The following is an 18,917-nucleotide window of genomic DNA, read 5'->3' on the forward strand; positions in this document are numbered from 1 at the left end:
CAGCGTGTCTCTGTCCAGCCGAGGAAGCTCCGCCGTGCCGTCCAAACCCTTCGACCTGATGACTGGCTCACTCGTTCTCGCCGGGGCCGGCAAAATGGGTGGCGCGATGCTGCTCGGCTGGCTGGCGCAGGGCCTCGACGCCGGCAATGTGGTGGTGGTCGATCCGCAGCCCTCCGACGATATCAAGGCGCTGACAGCGCGCGGCGTCCGCATCAATGCCGCCGCCGGCAATGTCGGCGCGGTATCGACGCTGGTGGTGGCGGTGAAGCCGCAGACCTTCGCGGCCGCGGCCGACGCGCTGCGCGCCTATGTCGGGCCGTCCACGCTGGTCGTGTCGGTGATGGCCGGCAAGCCGATCGCGACACTGGCGGCCGGCGTCGGCGGTCATGTCGTTCGCGCGATGCCGAATACGCCGGCCGCGATCGGCCGCGGCATCACCGTCGCGGTGGCGGCGGATGACGTCACGCCCGAGCAGCGCGCCATCGCCGATGCGCTACTGCGCGCGACCGGCGGCGTCGAGTGGGTCGAAGACGAAGGCCTGATAGATGCGGTGACTGCCGTATCGGGCTCCGGCCCCGCTTACGTGTTCCTGCTCGCCGAAGAACTCGCCCGCGCCGGTGTCGAGGCCGGCCTGCCCGAAACGCTGGCGATGACGCTTGCCCGCGCCACGGTGGCGGGCTCCGGCGAATTGCTGCATCGCTCGGATCTGGATGCCGCGACGCTACGCAAAAACGTCACCTCGCCCGGCGGCACGACGGCAGCTGCGCTCGAAGTGCTGATGGCCAACGACGGCTTCCGCCCGCTGCTGACCAAGGCCGTCGCGGCAGCGGCGAAGCGCTCGCGGGAACTGGCGAAGTAAGCGCCGCGCCACACGCCACCGTTATCGCCCGGCTCGACCGGGCGACCCAGTATCCCAGAGCTTTCGTTAGTTACAACGCACGCTCTGGGATACTGGATCACCCGCATGCGCGGGTGATGACGACTGGAGATGTGGCAGCGCTTCGAGCTACACGGACGGTCGAAACCGCGTGCGCGGTTACACCGGCACTCGCACCGTCGCCCGCAATCCGCCCATCGGGCTGTCGCCGAGCGTGATGTCGCCGCCGTGCGAGCGGGCGATGTCGCGGGCGATGGCGAGGCCGAGGCCGGTGCCGCCTTCGTCCTGATTGCGGGCGTCGTCGAGCCGAAGGAACGGCTTGAAGACCTCCTCGCGCATCGCCATTGGAATGCCCGGGCCGTCGTCGTCGATCATCACCGTGAGATAACGATGATCGCGTTGCCCGGTGATGGCGATGGTGTCGGCATGGCGCGCGGCGTTCGACACCAGATTGGCGAGGCAGCGCTTGAACGAAGCCGGCTTCACCGTGACAACCGGCTGGCCGCTGAACGAGACCGTCGCGGTGTGGCCATGACGCTCGGCATCGCTGCGCAGTTCTTCGAGCGCGGCCGTCATATCGGTCGGCTGCGCCTGCTCGCCGCTGTCGCCGCGCGCGAACGCCAGATACGCCTCGAGCATCGCCGACATCTCGTCGACGTCCTTGCGCATGCCCTCGGTCTCGGGCGCGTCGCCGATCAGTTCGAGTTCGAGCTTGAAGCGCGTCAGAATGGTGCGCAGATCGTGGCTGACGCCTGCAAGCATCGCGGTGCGCTGCTCGATCGAGCGTTCGACACGGCTCTTCATTTCGATGAACGCATAAGCCGCGCGCCGCACCTCGCGCGCGCCGCGCGGCTTGAAGTTCGGCGCGTCGCGGCCCTTGCCGAAGCTCTCGGCGGCATCGGCGAGTCGCAGGATCGGCCGGATCTGGTTGCGCAGGAACAGCACCGCGACGATCAGCAGTACCGTCGAGGTGCCGACCATCCATAGCAGGAAGATCTCCGAATTCGACGCATAGGCGGCGCTGCGCAGCGCGAACACCCGCATCACCGCATCGTCGAGCTGAATGCGGATCTCGACCAGGTTGGAACGGCCAACGGTGTCGATCCAGAACGGCCGCGCGATCTGCCGACTGATCTGCTTACTGATCGACTGATCGAGCAGCGAGAAGAACGGCTTCGGCCCCGGCGGCGGCATCTCGCCCGGTCCCAGGAAATCGACCACGAGGCCGAGACGGGTCTGCGCGATGCGGCGCAGTGCCGCGCTGTCCTTGTCCTGCGGATAGCTCTTGTAGACATCGATCAGCGCCGCGATGTCCTGCACCACCGCCGCCGACAGCCGCTGCGTCACCGTGTTCCAGTGCCGCTCCATGAACACGAAGGCGATCACCGATTGCAGCAGCACCATCGGCACGATGATGATCAGCAGCGCGCGGGCGTACAGCCCCTTGGGCATGAAGTCGTTGAAGCGCTGCCCCATCCAGCCATTGGCCGCCGACACCCGCCGCGACGCGGAGCGGATCAGCGTAAGACCGGTGTCGAGTGTGCTCATGAGTGTTACGGCGCCGCCACCAGGCGATAGCCGATGCCGCGGACGGCTTGCAGGAATAGCGGGTTGGCGGGGTCGCGTTCGATCTTGCGGCGCAGGCGGTTGATCTGCACGTCGACGGCGCGCTCGTTGGCATTGCCGCCGCCGCCGGTCAGGTCGCCGCGCGGCACCGTCTCGCCCGGCGCGGCCGCCAGCACGCGCAGCATGTCGCGCTCTCGGTCGGTGAGATGGACGATTTCATCGCCCTGGCGCAGTTCGCCGCGATCGATGTGAAACACGTAGGGCCCGAACGCGATCGTCTCGGCCTTGGCGGCTGGCGCGGGGGACGTCCGCTTCAGGATATTGCAGATCCGCAGCAGCAATTCCCGTGGCTCGAACGGCTTGGCGACGTAGTCGTCGGCACCGAGCTGCAGACCTTCGATCCGCGCCTCGGCCTCGTGGCGCGCCGTCAGCATCACGATCGGCACGTCGGAATCGACTCGGATGGACCTCGCCAGATCGAAGCCGGTCTCACCCGGCATCATCACGTCGAGGATCAGCAGGTCGAAATTCAGTCCGGCCAGCTTGGCGCGCGCGTCCGGCACGCTTTGCGCCGTGGTGACGCGATAGCCTTCGCTGGCGAGAAAGCGCGACAACAGATCCCTGATCCGCCGGTCGTCGTCGACCAGCAGAAGATGCGGGGCGTCGTCGGCGGGGCGGACCGGCTTCTTCGCCAATGCTGCGAGCTGAATCACGTCACATCCTTTGCGCTGGCGCCGTCCCTCGACTGCAGGATGGCCTGGAGAACCTTGTCCGGATCATCGCGGTCGATCATGGCGCGCAGGAATTTGCTCACGGCCTCGGCTTCGCGCGGGCCAAAACCCCGCAGCGCGTGGGCGATGCGATCGGTCTGCAGCCCGGCAAGCTTCACCACCAGCGCCTCGCCCTTGGGGGTGGCGAAAAGAAGGCGCTGGCGGCGGTCGCTGTCGCCGGCTTTCTGGACGATATAGCCCTCGTCGAGCAGCTGCTTCAGCACGCGGCCGAGCGACTGCTTGGTGATGCGCAGCACGTCGAGCAGATCGGCCACGGTCAGGCCCGGATAACGGCAGACGAAATGCACCACCCGGTGATGGGCGCGGCCGAAACCGAACGCTTCCAGCACGTGGTCGGCATCTCCGACGAAGTCCCGATAGGCGAAAAACAACAGCTCGATAATGTCCCAGCGCGGCGGCGCCGTGGGCGCATCCTCAGCCATCGGACGCGTCGGGGCAGCGGGCGCGCGATCGTCCCCCCGCCCCAAACCTTTGAAATTTATGTCAGTCATGTTGACATATCTGGGTCTTATGTTACAAAACCGCCGACCAAGACGAAATATTCGACTATTCCGCTTGCGACCTTTCACCCCGCAGTCCGATAACCAGATGCGGCAGAACGGCGTGCATGCGAATGTCGGACGGCTCGGCCGAAACATAGCGGAGTTCGAAGATTCCGCCAAAGCATGTCTCCCGGCGCGGCCGGGGGCCACTCACCCAGCGCGGCCGGCGACTGCCGGGCTCGCCCAACACGGCCACCTGCAGGCGCGCCGATCCAGGAGACAGGTCCATGGGAATCTCGTTCGACAAGAAGGTCGACGGCTCGGTCTGGCTGAATTTCGACATCCAGCCCACGGCGCAACCGACAGAACTGCAAAACCGCGTCGACAAGCTGAAGGACCCGGGCTTCGGCCGGGTGTTCACCGATCACATGGCGATCGTGCGCTATGAGCACGGCAAGGGCTGGCACAGCGCCAAGATCGAATCCCGTGGCAACTTCCCGCTCGATCCGGCCACCGCCGTGCTGCACTACGCGCAGGAGATCTTCGAGGGGCTGAAGGCCTACAAGCGCTCCGACGGCGGCGTGAACCTGTTCCGGCCGGACGCCAATGCGCGGCGCTTCCGCGACAGCGCCGATCGCATGGCGATGGCGCAGCTTCCGGAAGAGATCTTCATCGAGGCGATCGAGCAGCTGGTGCGGATCGACCGCGACTGGATCCCGGGCGGCGAAGGCAGCCTGTATCTGCGGCCGTTCATGATCGCCAGCGAGATCTTCCTCGGCGTCAAGCCGTCGGCCGAATACATCTTCTCGGTGATCGCCTCGCCGGTCGGCTCGTACTTCAAGGGCGGCCCGGCCCCGGTGTCGATCTGGGTGTCGGAGAACTACACCCGTGCGGCGATCGGCGGCACCGGCGGCGTCAAATGCGGCGGCAACTATGCGGCGTCGCTGCGCGCGCAGGCCGAGGCGATCGAGCACGGCTGCGATCAGGTGGTGTTCCTCGACGCGGTCGAGCGCAAATACATCGAAGAGCTGGGCGGCATGAACGTGTTCTTCGTGTTCGAGGACGGCTCACTTTCGACGCCGCCGCTCGGCACCATCCTGCCCGGCATCACCCGCGACTCGATCATCGCGCTGGCGCGCGAGGCCGGCCGCACCGTGCGGGAGGAGGCCTACACCATCGACCAGTGGCGCGCCGATGCCGCCAGCGGCAAGCTGAAGGAAGCCTTCGCCTGCGGCACCGCCGCGGTGATCTCGCCGATCGGCACGGTCCGCTCGGCGAGCGGCGACTTCACCATCAGCGGCGGTGCCGCCGGCGATGTGGCGATGGGCCTGCGCAAGCAACTCATCGACATCCAATACGGCCGCGCTCCGGATACGCACGGCTGGATCCGGAAGGTGTTTTGAGCACTGAGCGGCCCTGATTGGGGACGGGCTTCTCGGCGCCAACTAACAACGAGTCATCCGGTGGCGCTTGCACGGTAATCGCCACCGGAATTTCCTTTCGAAAGACGTCAAGATCGGACACGGCGCAACCTCTCCCACTTGCGGGAGAGGTCAGATCGCGCAGCGATCCGCGTGAGGGTACTCCTCTCCGCGAACATTCAGTCAGTGCCCGCGTCGCCCTCACCCCAGCCCTCTCCCGCAAGCGGGAGAGGGAGCGCGCCGTGCTTGGGGCGCAAGCATTACGCTACACGCTACATCGCGTCAGAAACAAGCCAACTACCTCCGCCCGAACAGCTTCTCGATATCGGTTAGCGTAAGTTCGACATAGGTCGGGCGGCCGTGGTTGCATTGGCCGGAGTTGGGCGTCGATTCCATTTCGCGCAGCAGCGCGTTCATTTCCTCGGGCTTGAGCACGCGCCCTGCCCGCACAGAGCCGTGGCAGGCCATTGTCGCCGCGACATGCATCAGGCGGCGCTCCAGCGGCAGTGCCTCGTCCCATTCGGCCATGTGCTCGGCGAGATCGCGCAGCAGCGAGGCCGCGTCGGTCTTGCCGAGCAGCGACGGCGTCTCGCGCACCGCGACCGCGCCGGGGCCGAAGCTTTCGATCACCAGGCCGAACTTCGCCAACTCGTCGGCGCGCACGAGCAGGCGCTCCACCGTCGCCTCGTCCATCTCGACGATGTCGGGAATCAGCAGGATCTGGCGCTGCACACCATTGGCGTCGAGCGAGGCTTTCAGCCGCTCATAGACGATGCGCTCGTGCGCGGCGTGTTGATCGACCACGATAAGCCCGCCGCGGGTCTGCGACACGATGTAGGTCTCGTGAATCTGCGTCCGTGCCGCGCCAAGCGGCCGATCGAGCAGGTCGGGAGCAACCTCATGATGGCGCACGTCCGCGCTGGGCGCACCGACATCGAACGCCGCCTGGGTGCGCTCCGCAAACGAAGGCGTCGCAAAGCCCGCACCGCCGCCGACCGGATAGGACGGCGAACTGCGCCAGTCCCAATTCGCCGGCGGCGCCGGCCCGGGACGGAACGTCGAGATCACGCTGCTGGCGCTGTTGGCGGCGGTGCGGCGGCCTTCGCGCGCGAGACCGTCCTTCAGCGCGTGCACGATCAGCGCGCGAACCAGCCCGGCGTTGCGGAAGCGCACTTCGGTCTTGGCCGGATGCACGTTGGCGTCGACCTCGCGCGAATCCAGCGTGACGAACAGCGCCAGCACCGGATGGCGATCGCGCGGCAAGTAATCGGCATAGGCGCCGCGCACCGCGCCGAGGATCAGCTTGTCGCGCACCGGCCGGCCGTTGACGAACAGATACTGCCCGAGCGCATTGGCGCGCGTCAGCGACGGCGCCGCGGCAAAGCCTTCGACCATCACGCCTTCGCGCTCGGCGCGAACCTCGATGGCGTTGGCGCGGAAATCCGCGCCGAGAATGTCGCCGAGCCGGATCAGTTGCCCCGGCGCGCCGGGCAGCGCGGCCGCCCAGGTCACCGGCGCGCGTTCCTCCCCGGCCAGCGTGAAGGCAATGTCGGGCCGCGCCATCGCCAGGCGCCGCACCACTTCGCGGATCGCCTCGGCCTCGGTGCGGTCGGTCTTGAGAAACTTCAGCCGCGCCGGCGTCGCGAAGAACAGATCGGCGACCTCGACGCGGGTGCCTTGTGACAGCGCTGCCGGCGCGATCGGGGTCTTGTCGCCGCCCTCGACGCGCAGCGCCCAGGCGTGCGGCTCGGCGGCGTGGCGCGTGGTGATCGACAGCCGCGCCACCGCGCCGATCGACGGCAGCGCCTCGCCGCGAAACCCGAGCGTGCGGATCTGCAGAAGGTCCTCGTCGTCGAGCTTGGAGGTGGCGTGGCGATCGACGGCGAGCGCGAGGTCGGTCTGCGTCATGCCCGAGCCGTCGTCGGCGATCACGATCTTCCGCCGCCCGCCGCCATCGCTGAAGATGTCGATCCGACTGGCGCCAGCATCGATCGCGTTCTCGACCAGCTCCTTCACCACACTCGCCGGCCGCTCCACCACCTCACCGGCGGCGATGCGGTTGACGATGGTTTCGGGAAGCTGGCGAACGGGCATAAGGAACCTGACGAGTCGGGAGAGAGGTACGACCTTAGAGGAGCAGGCTGCCGGCGTCAGCTATCGACGGGACGCTCTCCCCGCTCCGTCATTGCGAGCGCAGCGAAGCAATCCAGCGCCGTGCAATGCGCTGCTGGATTGCTTCGTCGCTTCGCTCCTCGCAATGACGGCCGGTTGGCGGCGCACGTCAATCGTCAAAGCTCTTGCCGCTGCGGCCGGCTTTGACATCGCCACGGCGCTTCTTGCCTTCGAGGCGGCGTTTCTTAGAGCCGAGCGTCGGACGGGTCGCGCGGCGCGGGACCGGGCGGACCATGGCTTCGCGCAGCAGTTCGAGCAGGCGGTCGATCGCATCCGCCTTGTTGCGCTCCTGGGTGCGGAAACGCTGGGCGTGGATCACGATCACGCCCTCCTTGGTCATGCGCTGGCCGGCGAGATTGATCAGCCGCAGCGCGGCGTCTTCGGGCAGCGCGATCTTGCTGGTGTCGAAGCGGAGCTGGGCGGCGGTCGAGAGCTTGTTGACGTTCTGCCCGCCGGGGCCCGACGCGCGCACGAAGCTGATCTCGATGTCGTCCTCGTCGATCGAAAGATTGCGGCTGATCCGCAGCATGGGGCACCCGCTCGGGTCTCGCCCGACCAAATGGGATTCGTCATCCTGAGGTCCGCGCGGCGCGAACCTCAGGGGGACTGCCCTGTAGCACATCCTGCGAGATGCGCGCCAATCGGCGCGCTCTCAGAATGGCGATACCCTAATTCGCCCGCGGCGGCGGCGGGGTGCCGGCGGGTTTCACGGCGGCGGGATCGGCCGCCGCCTGGGGCGTGCGGCCGACCACGACGGTCAACAGGCCGTCCGACCACAGCCGCTTGGCGGCGCGCTTGGCGTCGTCGAGCGTCACGGCGTTGATCACTTCGCTGCGCTTGTCGATGTAGTCGATCGGCAGGCCGTCGTTCTGATATTGCAGCATCGCCTGGGCGAGCTTCGCCGACGTATCCAGCGACAGCATCTGCGAGCCGTTGAGATACGACTTCGCCTCGTCCAGCTCCTGTTGGGTCGGCCCCTCTTCGGCCATCCGCTTCACCTCGGCCTCGATCGCCTCGATGCTCTGCGCGGCACGATCGGCGCGGGTGCCGGTCGCGCCGGTGAACAGCGCCGAATGCTCCATCCACACCATCGACTCGTAGATCGAATAGGCGAGCCCGCGCTTCTCGCGCACTTCGCGATACAGCCGCGACGACAGCGAGCCGCCGCCGAGGATGTGATTGACCACGTAGCCGGCCATGAAGTCCGGATCGGCGCGCTTGAAGCCGGGACCGCCGAACATCACCACCGTCTGCGGCACGTCGAGCGGCACGAAGCTGCGCTGCGGCGGCTTGGTGGCGACGACATCCGCCACCGGCGCGAGCCGCGCCTTCGCCGGCAAGCTGCCGAAGGTGGCGTCCAGCAGCTTCGCCAGCGTGTCGGCATCGACATCGCCGACCACCGCGATCTTCAGAGTGTCCTTTGCCAGCACCTTGCCGACGTAGCTTTTCATATCCTCGACATTGACCTTGGGCAGGCTTTCCAGCGTGCCGGTCGAGGGCCGGCCGTAGGGATGATCGCCGAACGCGACCTGCAAGAATTTGCGGCTCGCCATCGTGTTCGGATCGAGCGACTGGCGGCGCAGCGTCGAGATCAGTTGCGCGCGGATGCGCTCGACGTCCTTGGCCTCGAACCGCGCGGACGTCAGCGAGGTATGCAGCAAGCCGAACGCCTCGTCGCGATTTTCCTTCAGCATCCGCAAGGAGCCGCGGAAGTAATCGCGGGTGACGCTGTAGGACAGATGGATGGCGCGGCGGTCGAGCCGCTCGTGGAACGTCGCCGAATCCATGTCGCCCGAGCCTTCGTCGAGCAAATTCGCCACCATGTGGCCGACGCCGGGCTTGTCGGCCGGGTCCTGGCTGGCGCCACCGTCGAACGAGTACTCCATCGAGATCAGCGGCACCGTGGCGTCCTGGACGAACCAGGCATGGATGCCGCCGGGCGTGACGAGATTCTGGATCTTGGCCGCGGCGAGGCCCGGCGCCGTGGCGGCGAGCGTGAGCGCGGCGGCGAGCGCGAGGCGCTTTACAAAACGAATGGCGATGGTCACGAGCGCTTCTCCTCGGGCTTCGGCAGCGTGCCCTTGACCAGATAGCCCGTGACCGAGCGATTGCGATCGAGGAACTGCTGCGCGACGGCGCGCACTTCCTCGGCGGTGACGGCGCGGATGCGATCCGGCCAGGTCTGGATGTCCTGCACGGTGAGCCCGGTCGTCACCGCGGCGCCGTACCAGCGCGCCAGCGTCGCCTGATTGTCCTGCGCATAGATCGCCTCGGCGATCAGCTGGGTCTTCACCCGCTCCAGATCCTCGGAGCGGATCGGGTTGCGGACGATGTCGGCGATGACGTTGTCGATCGCCTTTTCGATCTCGGAGAACTCGACGCCCGGCTTCGGCGTCGCGGCGACGACGAACTGGGTGTCGTCGAGCGCCGTGCCCTGATAGTTGGTGCCGACGCTGATCGCGAGCGGCCGGTCGATCACCAGCGCGCGATACAGATACGAATTGCTGCCACCGCCCATCAGCTGCGCCAGTACTTCCAGCGCGGTGCTCTCGCCCTTGGCGGCGGTGTGGGCCGACGGCGCGAGATAATAGCGCCGCACGCTCGGCTGCTCGACGCGCGGATCGGCCAGCGTCACGGTACGCGGGCCGGCCGGGGTCGGCTCCTGCGGGCGCATGCGCTGCGGCGCGATCGCCGGCTGCGGCGGGATGGCGCCATAGATGCGCTCGATCGCCGGCCGGATCTGATCCGCCTCGACGTCGCCGGCAATCACCAGCGTCGCGTTGTTGGGGGCGTAGAAGCGGCGATAGAACGCCAGCGCGTCCTCGCGGTCGAGCTTCTGAATCTCCTGATGCCAGCCGATGACCGGCCGGCCATAGGGATGGTTGAGATACAGCGCCGCCATGATCTGCTCGGTCAGCCGCGCGTCCGGATTGTTGGCGACCCGCATGTTGTACTCTTCGAGCACGACGTCGCGCTCGGGCAACACGTTCTCGTCCTTCAGCACCAGGCCGGTCATGCGATCAGCCTCAAATTCCATCATCCGGTCGAGCTGGTCGCGCGGCACGCGCTGATAGTAGCCGGTGTAGTCGTAGGAGGTGAACGCGTTCTCGTTGCCGCCGATCTTCAGCACGGTCTGCGAGAACTCGCCGGCCGGATGCTTGGCAGTGCCCTTGAACATCAGATGTTCGAGGAAGTGCGCCAGCCCGGACTTGCCCGGCGTCTCGTCGGCCGAGCCGACCTTGTACCAGATCATCTGCGTCACCACCGGCGTGCGGTGATCCGGGATCACCACGACGTTGAGGCCGTTGGGAAGCGTGAAGGTCGCAGGCGGGTTAGCCTTCACTGTCTGGGCGCTCGCGGCGCCGGCCAGGCACAGCGTAGCGGCGAGAACGGCGAAGGCGGAGCGCAGCGGCGAAGCGAATGCGGTCATGGTCAGGCGATCATCCCGGTGGGAGAGGTCGGATCGGGTCGGCAGACAGCGAACCGCGTCGATGCGCCAGCATGTGGCGCACCCGGGCGGACAACGATGTGGATCAAGTCGAAAGCGATGCGGCGCGGCCGCATCCGGCGGAGACTGACGAGCTCTGTGCTAAGCTCGTGGTCCCGGATCAATTGCTGACTTCTTTGCCCGTCATCACGTCGATGCGCTTGTTGCCGAGCGCTTCTTTCGGGCCGGTGCCGTAGGCGAAATTCGGCGACGGGGTCTGATAGCCGACCGGCGGCTGGGTCAGCGTCTCGCGGGTCGGCTCGCCGGTGAACGGCGCCGTTTCGGCCTTGTTGCCGCCGCCGAACAGGCTGGACAGGCTGCCGTTGAAGCCGAGCTGCGACGGGCTCAGCATCGGGTTGTTCACCTGGTTGCCGGGCTGCGTCGCATCGCCATTCGCCTTGTTGGAGGACGAATCCGAGCGGACCGCGGCCAGTTCGGACGGCATCAGCGGACGCGCGGATTCCTGCGGCGTCGGCTTGCTGCGGCGGGCCGCGGCGCGGGCTTCCTTGCGGGCCTGCACGTCGGGGTCCTTCGGCCAGTTCGGCGCGTTGACTTCCTTGGCGGACGCCTCAGGCGACGGCAGATCGAGATTGCGCGGCACCACCAGCGGCGAACGCTCGCGATAGTCGATGCCGGAATTTTCCATATTGGTGGCGCCGATGCCCTTCATCAGGCCGCCGATCAGCTTCTCTTCGAAGGTCCGGTCGTCCTCTTCGGGGTCCTGCGCCCGCGCCACGCCGCCGGACAACACCAATCCGACACCCAGCGCGACGGCAGCCAGGCGCGCCGCACGCAGCAGCGCAGCCGGAGAGGCGTGCGACATTGGGGAGGTGTGCAAGGTCTGGCGCATGGCGTTGATCCTGTTCACGTCTTGCGATCGGTCGCCGGCCGCGACAGGTCGCCGGCGCGGCCTTGGCCGCGGTGCCCGTATCGGCCGGGATCAGGGCGCTTTTGCGGCGGGTGCTCCGAAGAAGGAGTCATACAACAGCGCCGCGACGCCGACAACGATCGCCGCGTCGGCAAGGTTAAACACGTACCAGCTATAGGTTTTTCCGGCGATCTGGACGTGAAACAGCGCGAAATCCACCACCGCGCCATACGCCAGCCGGTCGATCGCGTTGCCGATCGCGCCGCCGATGATCAAGCCGAGACCGATCGTCGCAAGCCGGGTGGTCGAGCGCGCCATCCAGATCGCCAGCACGACGATCGCCACAGCCTTGAACGCCAGCATCGCCGCCTGCCCGACCGGTCCCTGATCGGAAAACCAGCCGTAGGAGATGCCGGTGTTCCAGGCCAGCACCAGGTCGAAGAACGGCGTGATGCTAACCAGCCCCTTGCGGGCAAGATCGAAGCCGAACAGCAGCCAGAGCTTGGTCGCCTGATCGAGCACCAGCGCGACGGCGGCGGCGAGGATGCCGAGACGGAGGGGCTTGTTCATTCGACAATCGCCCCATTCCCGTCATGCCCGGGCCTGTCCCGGGCATCCACGTCTTCGGGTGCCGAAGCGATGCGAGGCGTGGATGGCCGGGACAAGCCCGGCCATGACGGAAAGAAAGCAGCCGGCACGGCCTCCTCATCCTGAGGAGCGGCGTCTTCGCCGCGTCTCGAAGGATGCGGGCCACGAATCCTCATGGTTCGAGACGCGCGCCCAATGGCGCGCTCCTCACCATGAGGAGTTGGCGCACGTGACATCACGCTCAAGCCGCCGCGCCGCCGAGCGCCTTCCACTCGCGCAGCGCCTGGGCGTCGCGGGGGGAGACGTCGGGGTAGTCGGCATCGCTGCCGACCGACGACAGGATCTTCCATGAGCGGGCGCATTTGGTGCCCTGGGCACGCTCGACCACCACGGCGACGTCGGCGAGCTCCGGCAGCCGGAACGCATCGGCCGGCGGCGTGTCGTTGCCGCGCAGGATCTCGACCATCGCGTTCGAGGTGATGCAGATCTCGGCCCAGTCGACATCGAAGATGTCGCCCATGAACTGCTCGGGCAGATAGATCATCGGTGAGGCCTCGAGCGAGGAGCCGATCCGCTTGGCCGCGCGCTCGACTTCCAGCGCGCCGGTGACCACCCGGCGCACCGCGCGGATCAGCGTCCACTTCTTGGCCAGTGCGTCGTTGCGATACGACCCGAGGTCGAGCGGGAACAGCGTCAGATGCACGCTCGGCTCGGCGTCCGGCCGATACATCGTCCAGGCTTCGTCCGCGGTGAACGACAGCACTGGCGCCAGCCATTTCAGAATGGCGTCGCAGATGATGTCGATCGCAGTCAGCGCCGACTTGCGCGCCAGCGACGACGGCGGGTCGCAATACAGCGTGTCCTTGCGGATGTCGAAATAGAACGCCGACAGCTCGGTGTTCATGAACGCCGCGAGCGACGACACCACGGTCTTGTAGTCGAACTCCGCATAGGCGGCGCGCACGACGGCGCTCTGCTCGGCGAGCTGATGCAGCATCAGCCGCTCCAGCTCCGGCATGTCCTCGATCGCCACCGCCTCGTCGCGCTTGTAGTGATGCAGCGTGCCGAGCATCCAGCGGATCGAATTGCGCAGCTTGCGATAGGTCTCGACCACGTTCTTGAGGATCTCGGGGCCGATGCGCTGATCGTCCGCGTAGTCGGTGGCGCACACCCACAGCCGCAGGATGTCGGCGCCGGAGGACGCGATCACCTTGGCCGGGTCGGTGGTGTTGCCGAGCGACTTCGACATCTTGCGGCCCTGCTCGTCGAGCGTGAAGCCGTGGGTCAGCACGACGTCATAGGGCGCACGGCCGCGGGTGCCGCAGCTCTCCAGCAGCGACGAATGAAACCAGCCGCGATGCTGATCGCTGCCTTCGAGATACATCACCGTGTCGGCGCCGCCGTCGACCTTGCGGCGGATGCCGGCGAGACCGGGGAAGTTCTGCGCATCTTCCAGCACGAAGGCGTGGGTCGAACCGGAATCGAACCAGACGTCGAGAATGTCGTCGACCTTCTGCCAGCCCTCGCTGGCGCGCGCGCCGAGGAAGCGCTCGGCAGCGCCGTCGGCGTACCAGGCGTCTGCGCCTTCCTGCATGAAGGCTTCGGCGATGCGCTGATTGACGAGTTCGTCCTGCAGGATCTCGACCGAGCCGTCGCCCTTGTCCTTGATGAACACCGCGATCGGCACGCCCCAGGCACGCTGCCGCGAGATCACCCAGTCGGGACGGCCGGAGATCATGCCGTTGATACGGTTCTGGCCGGCCGGCGGCACCCATTGGGTGACGGAGATCGCCTGCAAGGCGCGAGCGCGCAGCGTGTCGCCGGGCTTGGCCGCGCCATTGTCCGCAATGTCCTTGTCCATCGCGATGAACCATTGCGGCGTGTTGCGGAAGATCACCGGCTTTTTCGAACGCCACGAATGCGGATACTGATGCTTGAGCTTGCCGCGCGCCAGTAGCGCGCCGCGCGCGATCAATTCCTGAATCACCGCCTCGTTGGCGTCGCCCTTCTCGCCCTTGTCGTTGATCACCCGCTTGCCGGTGAAGCCCGGCGCATGATCCGTCAGCGCGCCGTTCTCATCGACGGTGTAGGGGATGGCGGTGGCGATGCCGCGCATCTGCAAGGCGGCATAAGTCACAGCGGATGTCCAAAGCTCAAAGTCCTCGCGGCCATGACCGGGCGCGGTATGGACGAAACCAGTGCCTGCATCATCGGTGACGTGGTCGCCGTACAGGAGGGGAACATCAAAATCGTATCCCTCTCCGCGGAAGGGATGTGCACAAGTAGCCCCCCACAGATCGGAAGGCAGCAGCTTAGCTACCTCTCGATAAGAGGTGACCTTTGCCGCCTTCATAACGCTTTCAGCAAGCGCCCGCGAAAGGACGAGCAGATCACCGACGGCTCCCCAATTGCCTTCTGGAGCCTCGGTTACCTCGAAGATAGCGTAGTCGCCATGCGGCGAAAGCGCGATGGCGCGGTTCCCCGGCAGCGTCCAGGGCGTGGTGGTCCAAATCACCACCGACGATCGCATCAAGAGATCGAAGACCTTCTTGGCCTCCGCGGGCGCGTCACGATGGATGCCTGGAAAAACGCCTTGTCTTGAAGGCACTACCGGAAACTTCACCCACACCGTATCGCTGGTGTAGTCCTCGTACTCGACCTCGGCCTCGGCCAGCGCGGTCTTTTCGACGACGCTCCACATCACCGGCTTGGAGCCGCGATACAGCGTGCCGTTGGCGGCGAACTTCATCAGTTCGCGGGCGATCTGGGCTTCGGCGGCGTAGTTCATCGTCGCGTAGGGATGATCCCAGTCGCCGATCACGCCGAGCCGCTTGAACTCCTCGCGCTGCACGTCGAGCCACTTCTGCGCGTAGGCGCGGCATTCCTTGCGGAACGCCACCATCGCGGTCGAATCCTTGAAGTTCGGCTTCGGCTTGCCCTTGGAGCGATAGTTCTCTTCCTCGATCTTCCACTCGATCGGCAGGCCGTGGCAGTCCCAGCCCGGCACGTAGTTGGAGTCGTAGCCGAGCATCTGCTGGCTCTTGGTCACGACGTCCTTGAGGATCTTGTTGAGCGCGTGGCCGATATGGATGTTGCCGTTGGCGTAAGGCGGGCCGTCGTGCAGCACGAATTTGGCGCGGCCCTTGGCGCCGTCGCGCAGCTTGCCGTAGAGGTTCATCTCCTCCCAGCGCTTGAGCATCTCCGGCTCGCGCTGCGGCAGCCCGGCGCGCATCGGGAATTCCGTCTGCGGCAGGAAGAGCGTCTTGGAATAGTCGTTACCGCTCTGGGCGGCGTCGGTCTTGGGCTTGTCGGACATGGAAGCTCTGGGTCAAGAGGCGCTGACGCGATCGATCGCGATGAAGTAGGGCCGGTCCCGGTCTTGCGCCGAACTCGAAGCTCAGGCGGAAGCCGGGCCGCTAATGCTGATGAGGCGCCGTGCAAACATGCGGGCATTCATTAGCAGGCGGTCGCAGGATCGCAAAGCCCCGCTTCGGTCATCCTTGCGTCTGGCCGCCCTTCCCGAGCAGCTTGGCCGGGTTGCCGCCGACGATGGCATTGGCCGGGACGTCACGCGTGACGACGCTGCCGGCCCCGATCACGGCGCCGTCGCCGATGGTGATGCCGGGCAGGATGATCGCACCGCCCCCGATCCAGACATCGGCGCCGATCGTCACCGGCCGGCCGAATTCCAGGCCAATGCTGCGGGTGGCGGCGTCGCGCGGGTGATCGGCGGCGTAGATCTGCACCGCCGGCCCGATCTGAGTGCGGTCGCCGATCCTCACCGGCATGATGTCGAGAATCACGCAGTTGAAATTCAGGAAGACGCCGTCGCCGAGGAAGATGTTGTAGCCGCAGTCGCAGAAGAACGGCGGCCGCACCACGACGCCCGTGCCGACATGGCCGAGATGCTCGGCCAGCAGCACGCGCCGTTCCGCCGCCGGCTGCGCGCCGGAGACGTTGTAGCGAGCCATCCAGGCCTTGTTGGCGGCCTCGTCGGCGGCAAGCTCCGGGCTGCCGGGGCGGTACAGTTCGCCGGCCAGCATTTTCTCTTTTTCAGTCCGGGTCATGCCACCTCGCCGAGCTTCGGGAAGGCGCCGTGGTCGGCGGCGAGCGCCGCCTTGGCGCGGGCGCTGTCGTCGTCCATATGGCGGATCAGCGCCTCGATGCTCTCGAATTTCTCTTCCTCGCGGATGAAGGCGATGAAGGCGATGTCGAGCTGCTCGCCGTAGAGCGAGTCCTTGAAATCGAACAGGAACGTCTCGAGCAGCGGCGCGCCGTTGTCGAAGGTCGGGCGGCGACCGAAATTCGCCACGCCGTCATAGTGCTTGCCGCCGCGGCCGATCCGCACCGCATAGATGCCGTGCTTCAGCTCGCATTGCGGATCCAGCCGGATATTAGCGGTGGGATAGCCGAGGTCGCGGCCGCGCTTCTCGCCATGGATCACCTCGCCGGTGATGAACCACGGCGCGCCCAGCATCTCGGTGGCGGCGGCGATATGGCCCTCGGCCAGCGCCTTGCGGATCGCGCTCGACGACACCGGGTGATCGCCGAAATCGACATGCGGCTGAACGTCGACTTCGATGCCCAGCGCCGGCGCCTCTCCGACCAGCATCGCCGGCGAGCCGCCCCGGCCCTTGCCGAAGTGGAAATCGTAGCCGATGGCGATGCCCTGCACGCCGAGGCGCTCGATCAGTTCTTGCTGGATGAAATCATGCGCTGTGGTCGCGGCACGCTTGGCGTCGAAGCGCAACACCACGGCGCCGTCGAGGCCCGTGCCGGCCAGCAGCCGCAGCTTGGCGGGCTCGTCCGTCAGGCGGAACTGCGGCGCGTCGGGCGCGAAGAATTTGCGCGGATGCGGCTCGAACGTGACCGCGAAGGCCGGCGCCTTGCGGATCCGCGCCATGTCGAGGCACGCCCCGATCACGGCGCGATGGCCGCGATGCACGCCGTCGAAATTGCCCATCGCCACCACCGCGCCTTTCGGAATGGCGGACGCGGGAGTGTCATCGCGGATCACGACAAAGCCAGTCATTTCGGATTTCAATTCATCGCTTCAAAGGTGGGAAAATGACGGTGACGCCGAGCGGTACGGGAAGTCAAGGTTAGGCCCGGCTCGAACACCGCCGCCAACCGTCTCTCAATCAGTTAAAATCCTATAAGAGCAAAGCTTTTCCGTCATGGCCGGGCTCGTCCCGGCCATCCACGCCTTCCCTGCAGGATCGGACCAGAACGTGGATACCCGGGACAAGCCCGGGCATGACGGAGGAGATTCAATGCGAAGGGGGACGGCCGCTCAGCCGCCGCGGACCGGCGGCACTTCGAGCCGCTCGCGGCGACAGGCGCGGCGGTCGATTTCTTCGCAGGCGCGGAATTGCAGGTCCTTGCTCATGCAGATCCGCACTTCGGTGAGCCGGGTGCGGTCGCAGATCACCGAGATGGCCGAGGTGCTCAGGCCGGGATTGGCCTTGACGAAGGCGTCCTCGACTTCGGCCGGCGTCACCGTCCGCGGCTCCTTGGCGTCGATGAAATCCGGCGGAATACGGACCGCCGCACGGGCCTTGCGAATGTTCTCGAAATAGTCACGCGCCGAGGTGCCCGCGCAGGTGCCGTGCTTGTCCCACTCGTTGTAGATCAGGCCGGGCGCCGGCATCAGGTCGAGCATCGAATTCATGATGCGCCGGTCGAGTCGAGGCGACGGCCGCTGGCAATATTCCGGAAAGCCGCGCTCATATTGCGGCCACAGCCCGTGCACCACGAAGGAGAACGGCCGACCGCCACACTGGATCTGCTGCGAGCGCCCGCTATTGCCGCGCTCCGACGCCTGCTCGCAATAAGACGGCGACCATGACAGCGCCAGCACGTAGAAATCGAACTCGCCCGGCGCGTTCTGCCGCGTATCCTGAGCCACGGCAGCGCTTGCGGTCAGACCGACTGCGCAAGCCGCGAGGGCGGCGATCATCGACCGCCAGCGAACGATAAAATCACGCATGATGAAAAGCCCCGCTCCCATAATGCGGGAGCCTAGCGACCGATCAGGAACGTTTCAAGAACGCAAATGGTGGAAAGACCCGACCATCTCGCGCGACGGCGAGCCAGAAAAAGCGCAGCCCGCCGCTCGCGGCCTTACGGCTTGGCAGCCTTGCAGGCCGGGTTGAAGGCCCAGTTGCGGTCGAGACCGACGATGCAGAACTCGACGCCGTCGCTGAAGCCGGCGAGCCCGCCGTCCTCGATGATCGAATAGTGCAGCCGGTGCGCCTTGCCGTCGTTCAGGATCGCATCGCCGGTGCAATAGCGACGCGGAATGTTGTCGCTCTGCCAGGGCCGGAACGCGACCTCATGGATCCCCGAATAGGCGGTGATCCGCAGATTCGAATTCCAGTAAAGGCCTTCCTTCTCGGCGAACTGATAGGTGATCGCCGGCAGGCCGGACTCGCAGCTCGGCAGATCGCCGTCGTAGCGCGGCCCGGACAGCCAGAAGTTCTTCTCCAGCGGGTTGGCGGCCTGCGCCGCCGGTGCCAACGCGCACAGCCCCAGCAGCACCGCAAGGCCAGCCGAGGACAACTTCAGAGAAGAGATGACGCGCATGGATGATTCACCGGATCTTTGCTGCGCGGACGGTGCCGCGAAGCCATGACGAGGTCAAGTGCAGCGCAGCCACACCTCGG

The 18,917-nt window shown here is 66.4% G+C and carries 16 protein-coding genes; 2 read left to right on the forward strand and 14 right to left on the reverse strand.

What is annotated here, in order from left to right:
- The first annotated feature begins 58 nt into the window (after nucleotides 1-58).
- Nucleotides 59-859 carry a pyrroline-5-carboxylate reductase gene (proC, locus tag ACFFJ6_RS16235; RefSeq protein ID WP_378389724.1) on the forward strand — a complete coding sequence of 267 codons (801 nt, stop codon included), beginning with the start codon at nucleotides 59-61 and terminating at the stop codon, nucleotides 857-859.
- 177 nt (nucleotides 860-1,036) lie between these two features.
- On the opposite strand, the gene ACFFJ6_RS16240 is transcribed toward proC, so the two are convergent.
- Genes ACFFJ6_RS16240 through ACFFJ6_RS16250 form a run of 3 tightly spaced genes read right to left on the reverse strand, consistent with a single transcriptional unit; the run spans nucleotide 1,037 to nucleotide 3,725 of the window.
- Nucleotides 1,037-2,425, reverse strand: coding sequence for an ATP-binding protein (locus ACFFJ6_RS16240; RefSeq protein ID WP_378389513.1), 1,389 nt, complete (start codon nucleotides 2,423-2,425; stop codon nucleotides 1,037-1,039).
- A gap of 5 nt (nucleotides 2,426-2,430) precedes the next feature.
- Nucleotides 2,431-3,156 carry a response regulator gene (locus ACFFJ6_RS16245; RefSeq protein ID WP_378389515.1) on the reverse strand — a complete coding sequence of 242 codons (726 nt, stop codon included), beginning with the start codon at nucleotides 3,154-3,156 and terminating at the stop codon, nucleotides 2,431-2,433.
- Nucleotides 3,153-3,725 carry a MarR family winged helix-turn-helix transcriptional regulator gene (locus ACFFJ6_RS16250; RefSeq protein ID WP_378389726.1) on the reverse strand — a complete coding sequence of 191 codons (573 nt, stop codon included), beginning with the start codon at nucleotides 3,723-3,725 and terminating at the stop codon, nucleotides 3,153-3,155. Before ACFFJ6_RS16250 ends, ACFFJ6_RS16245 begins: the two co-directional genes overlap by 4 nt.
- A 278-nt stretch (nucleotides 3,726-4,003) precedes the next feature.
- On the opposite strand from ACFFJ6_RS16250, the gene ACFFJ6_RS16255 reads away from it, so the two are divergent.
- Complete coding sequence (locus ACFFJ6_RS16255; protein ID WP_378389517.1) at nucleotides 4,004-5,119, forward strand: branched-chain amino acid aminotransferase; 1,116 nt, start codon at nucleotides 4,004-4,006, stop codon at nucleotides 5,117-5,119.
- Between the two features lie 315 nt (nucleotides 5,120-5,434).
- Here the strand turns inward: ACFFJ6_RS16255 and mutL are convergent, their stop codons facing one another.
- The 11 genes from mutL to ACFFJ6_RS16310 form a co-directional block, all read right to left on the reverse strand.
- On the reverse strand, nucleotides 5,435-7,231 hold the full coding sequence (mutL, locus tag ACFFJ6_RS16260) for a DNA mismatch repair endonuclease MutL (RefSeq protein WP_378389519.1): 1,797 nt from the start codon (nucleotides 7,229-7,231) through the stop codon (nucleotides 5,435-5,437).
- 187 nt (nucleotides 7,232-7,418) lie between these two features.
- Entirely contained in the window at nucleotides 7,419-7,838 is a 420-nt protein-coding gene (arfB, locus tag ACFFJ6_RS16265) for an alternative ribosome rescue aminoacyl-tRNA hydrolase ArfB (RefSeq protein ID WP_378389521.1), read from the reverse strand.
- Between the two features lie 139 nt (nucleotides 7,839-7,977).
- Nucleotides 7,978-9,351 carry a M16 family metallopeptidase gene (locus ACFFJ6_RS16270; RefSeq protein WP_378389728.1) on the reverse strand — a complete coding sequence of 458 codons (1,374 nt, stop codon included), beginning with the start codon at nucleotides 9,349-9,351 and terminating at the stop codon, nucleotides 7,978-7,980.
- A 2-nt stretch (nucleotides 9,352-9,353) separates the two neighbouring features.
- Nucleotides 9,354-10,739 carry a M16 family metallopeptidase gene (locus tag ACFFJ6_RS16275; protein WP_378389523.1) on the reverse strand — a complete coding sequence of 462 codons (1,386 nt, stop codon included), beginning with the start codon at nucleotides 10,737-10,739 and terminating at the stop codon, nucleotides 9,354-9,356.
- Nucleotides 10,740-10,917: 178 nt separating this feature from the next.
- Nucleotides 10,918-11,646, reverse strand: coding sequence for a hypothetical protein (locus tag ACFFJ6_RS16280; RefSeq protein ID WP_378389525.1), 729 nt, complete (start codon nucleotides 11,644-11,646; stop codon nucleotides 10,918-10,920).
- A gap of 90 nt (nucleotides 11,647-11,736) precedes the next feature.
- Nucleotides 11,737-12,234 carry a signal peptidase II gene (lspA, locus tag ACFFJ6_RS16285; protein ID WP_378389527.1) on the reverse strand — a complete coding sequence of 166 codons (498 nt, stop codon included), beginning with the start codon at nucleotides 12,232-12,234 and terminating at the stop codon, nucleotides 11,737-11,739.
- Between the two features lie 259 nt (nucleotides 12,235-12,493).
- Nucleotides 12,494-15,568 (reverse strand): isoleucine--tRNA ligase, encoded by a 3,075-nt coding sequence (gene ileS / locus ACFFJ6_RS16290; RefSeq protein ID WP_378389529.1) that lies wholly within the window; start codon nucleotides 15,566-15,568, stop codon nucleotides 12,494-12,496.
- Nucleotides 15,569-15,746: 178 nt separating this feature from the next.
- A complete protein-coding gene (locus ACFFJ6_RS16295) occupies nucleotides 15,747-16,319 on the reverse strand; it encodes a sugar O-acetyltransferase (RefSeq protein WP_378389531.1) in 573 nt (190 codons plus the stop codon).
- Complete coding sequence (locus ACFFJ6_RS16300) at nucleotides 16,316-17,284, reverse strand: bifunctional riboflavin kinase/FAD synthetase (RefSeq protein ID WP_378389533.1); 969 nt, start codon at nucleotides 17,282-17,284, stop codon at nucleotides 16,316-16,318. Before ACFFJ6_RS16300 ends, ACFFJ6_RS16295 begins: the two co-directional genes overlap by 4 nt.
- A 261-nt stretch (nucleotides 17,285-17,545) precedes the next feature.
- The gene (locus ACFFJ6_RS16305) at nucleotides 17,546-18,241 is read right to left on the reverse strand and encodes a ribonuclease T2 family protein (protein ID WP_378389535.1); all 696 of its coding nucleotides are present in this window, start codon (nucleotides 18,239-18,241) and stop codon (nucleotides 17,546-17,548) included.
- A 134-nt stretch (nucleotides 18,242-18,375) separates the two neighbouring features.
- A complete protein-coding gene (locus tag ACFFJ6_RS16310; protein ID WP_378389537.1) occupies nucleotides 18,376-18,837 on the reverse strand; it encodes a hypothetical protein in 462 nt (153 codons plus the stop codon).
- Between the last annotated feature and the right edge of the window lie 80 nt (nucleotides 18,838-18,917).

Source organism: Rhodopseudomonas telluris (assembly GCF_042432815.1).
Classification (GTDB): domain Bacteria; phylum Pseudomonadota; class Alphaproteobacteria; order Rhizobiales; family Xanthobacteraceae; genus Rhodopseudomonas; species Rhodopseudomonas telluris.

Excerpts from the sequence above, each read along its gene's own strand:
- ileS (WP_378389529.1), bottom strand. The coding sequence starts at position 15,568 with ATGTCCGACAAGCCCAAGACCGACGCCGCCCAGAGCGGTAACGACTAT.
- ACFFJ6_RS16275 (WP_378389523.1), bottom strand. The coding sequence starts at position 10,739 with ATGACCGCATTCGCTTCGCCGCTGCGCTCCGCCTTCGCCGTTCTCGCC.
- ACFFJ6_RS16310 (WP_378389537.1), bottom strand. The coding sequence starts at position 18,837 with ATGCGCGTCATCTCTTCTCTGAAGTTGTCCTCGGCTGGCCTTGCGGTG.
- ACFFJ6_RS16305 (WP_378389535.1), bottom strand. The coding sequence starts at position 18,241 with ATGCGTGATTTTATCGTTCGCTGGCGGTCGATGATCGCCGCCCTCGCG.
- ACFFJ6_RS16280 (WP_378389525.1), bottom strand. The coding sequence starts at position 11,646 with ATGCGCCAGACCTTGCACACCTCCCCAATGTCGCACGCCTCTCCGGCT.
- ACFFJ6_RS16295 (WP_378389531.1), bottom strand. The coding sequence starts at position 16,319 with ATGACCCGGACTGAAAAAGAGAAAATGCTGGCCGGCGAACTGTACCGC.
- ACFFJ6_RS16255 (WP_378389517.1), top strand. The coding sequence starts at position 4,004 with ATGGGAATCTCGTTCGACAAGAAGGTCGACGGCTCGGTCTGGCTGAAT.
- arfB (WP_378389521.1), bottom strand. The coding sequence starts at position 7,838 with ATGCTGCGGATCAGCCGCAATCTTTCGATCGACGAGGACGACATCGAG.
- ACFFJ6_RS16250 (WP_378389726.1), bottom strand. The coding sequence starts at position 3,725 with ATGACTGACATAAATTTCAAAGGTTTGGGGCGGGGGGACGATCGCGCG.
- lspA (WP_378389527.1), bottom strand. The coding sequence starts at position 12,234 with ATGAACAAGCCCCTCCGTCTCGGCATCCTCGCCGCCGCCGTCGCGCTG.
- proC (WP_378389724.1), top strand. The coding sequence starts at position 59 with ATGACTGGCTCACTCGTTCTCGCCGGGGCCGGCAAAATGGGTGGCGCG.
- ACFFJ6_RS16240 (WP_378389513.1), bottom strand. The coding sequence starts at position 2,425 with ATGAGCACACTCGACACCGGTCTTACGCTGATCCGCTCCGCGTCGCGG.
- mutL (WP_378389519.1), bottom strand. The coding sequence starts at position 7,231 with ATGCCCGTTCGCCAGCTTCCCGAAACCATCGTCAACCGCATCGCCGCC.
- ACFFJ6_RS16300 (WP_378389533.1), bottom strand. The coding sequence starts at position 17,284 with ATGACTGGCTTTGTCGTGATCCGCGATGACACTCCCGCGTCCGCCATT.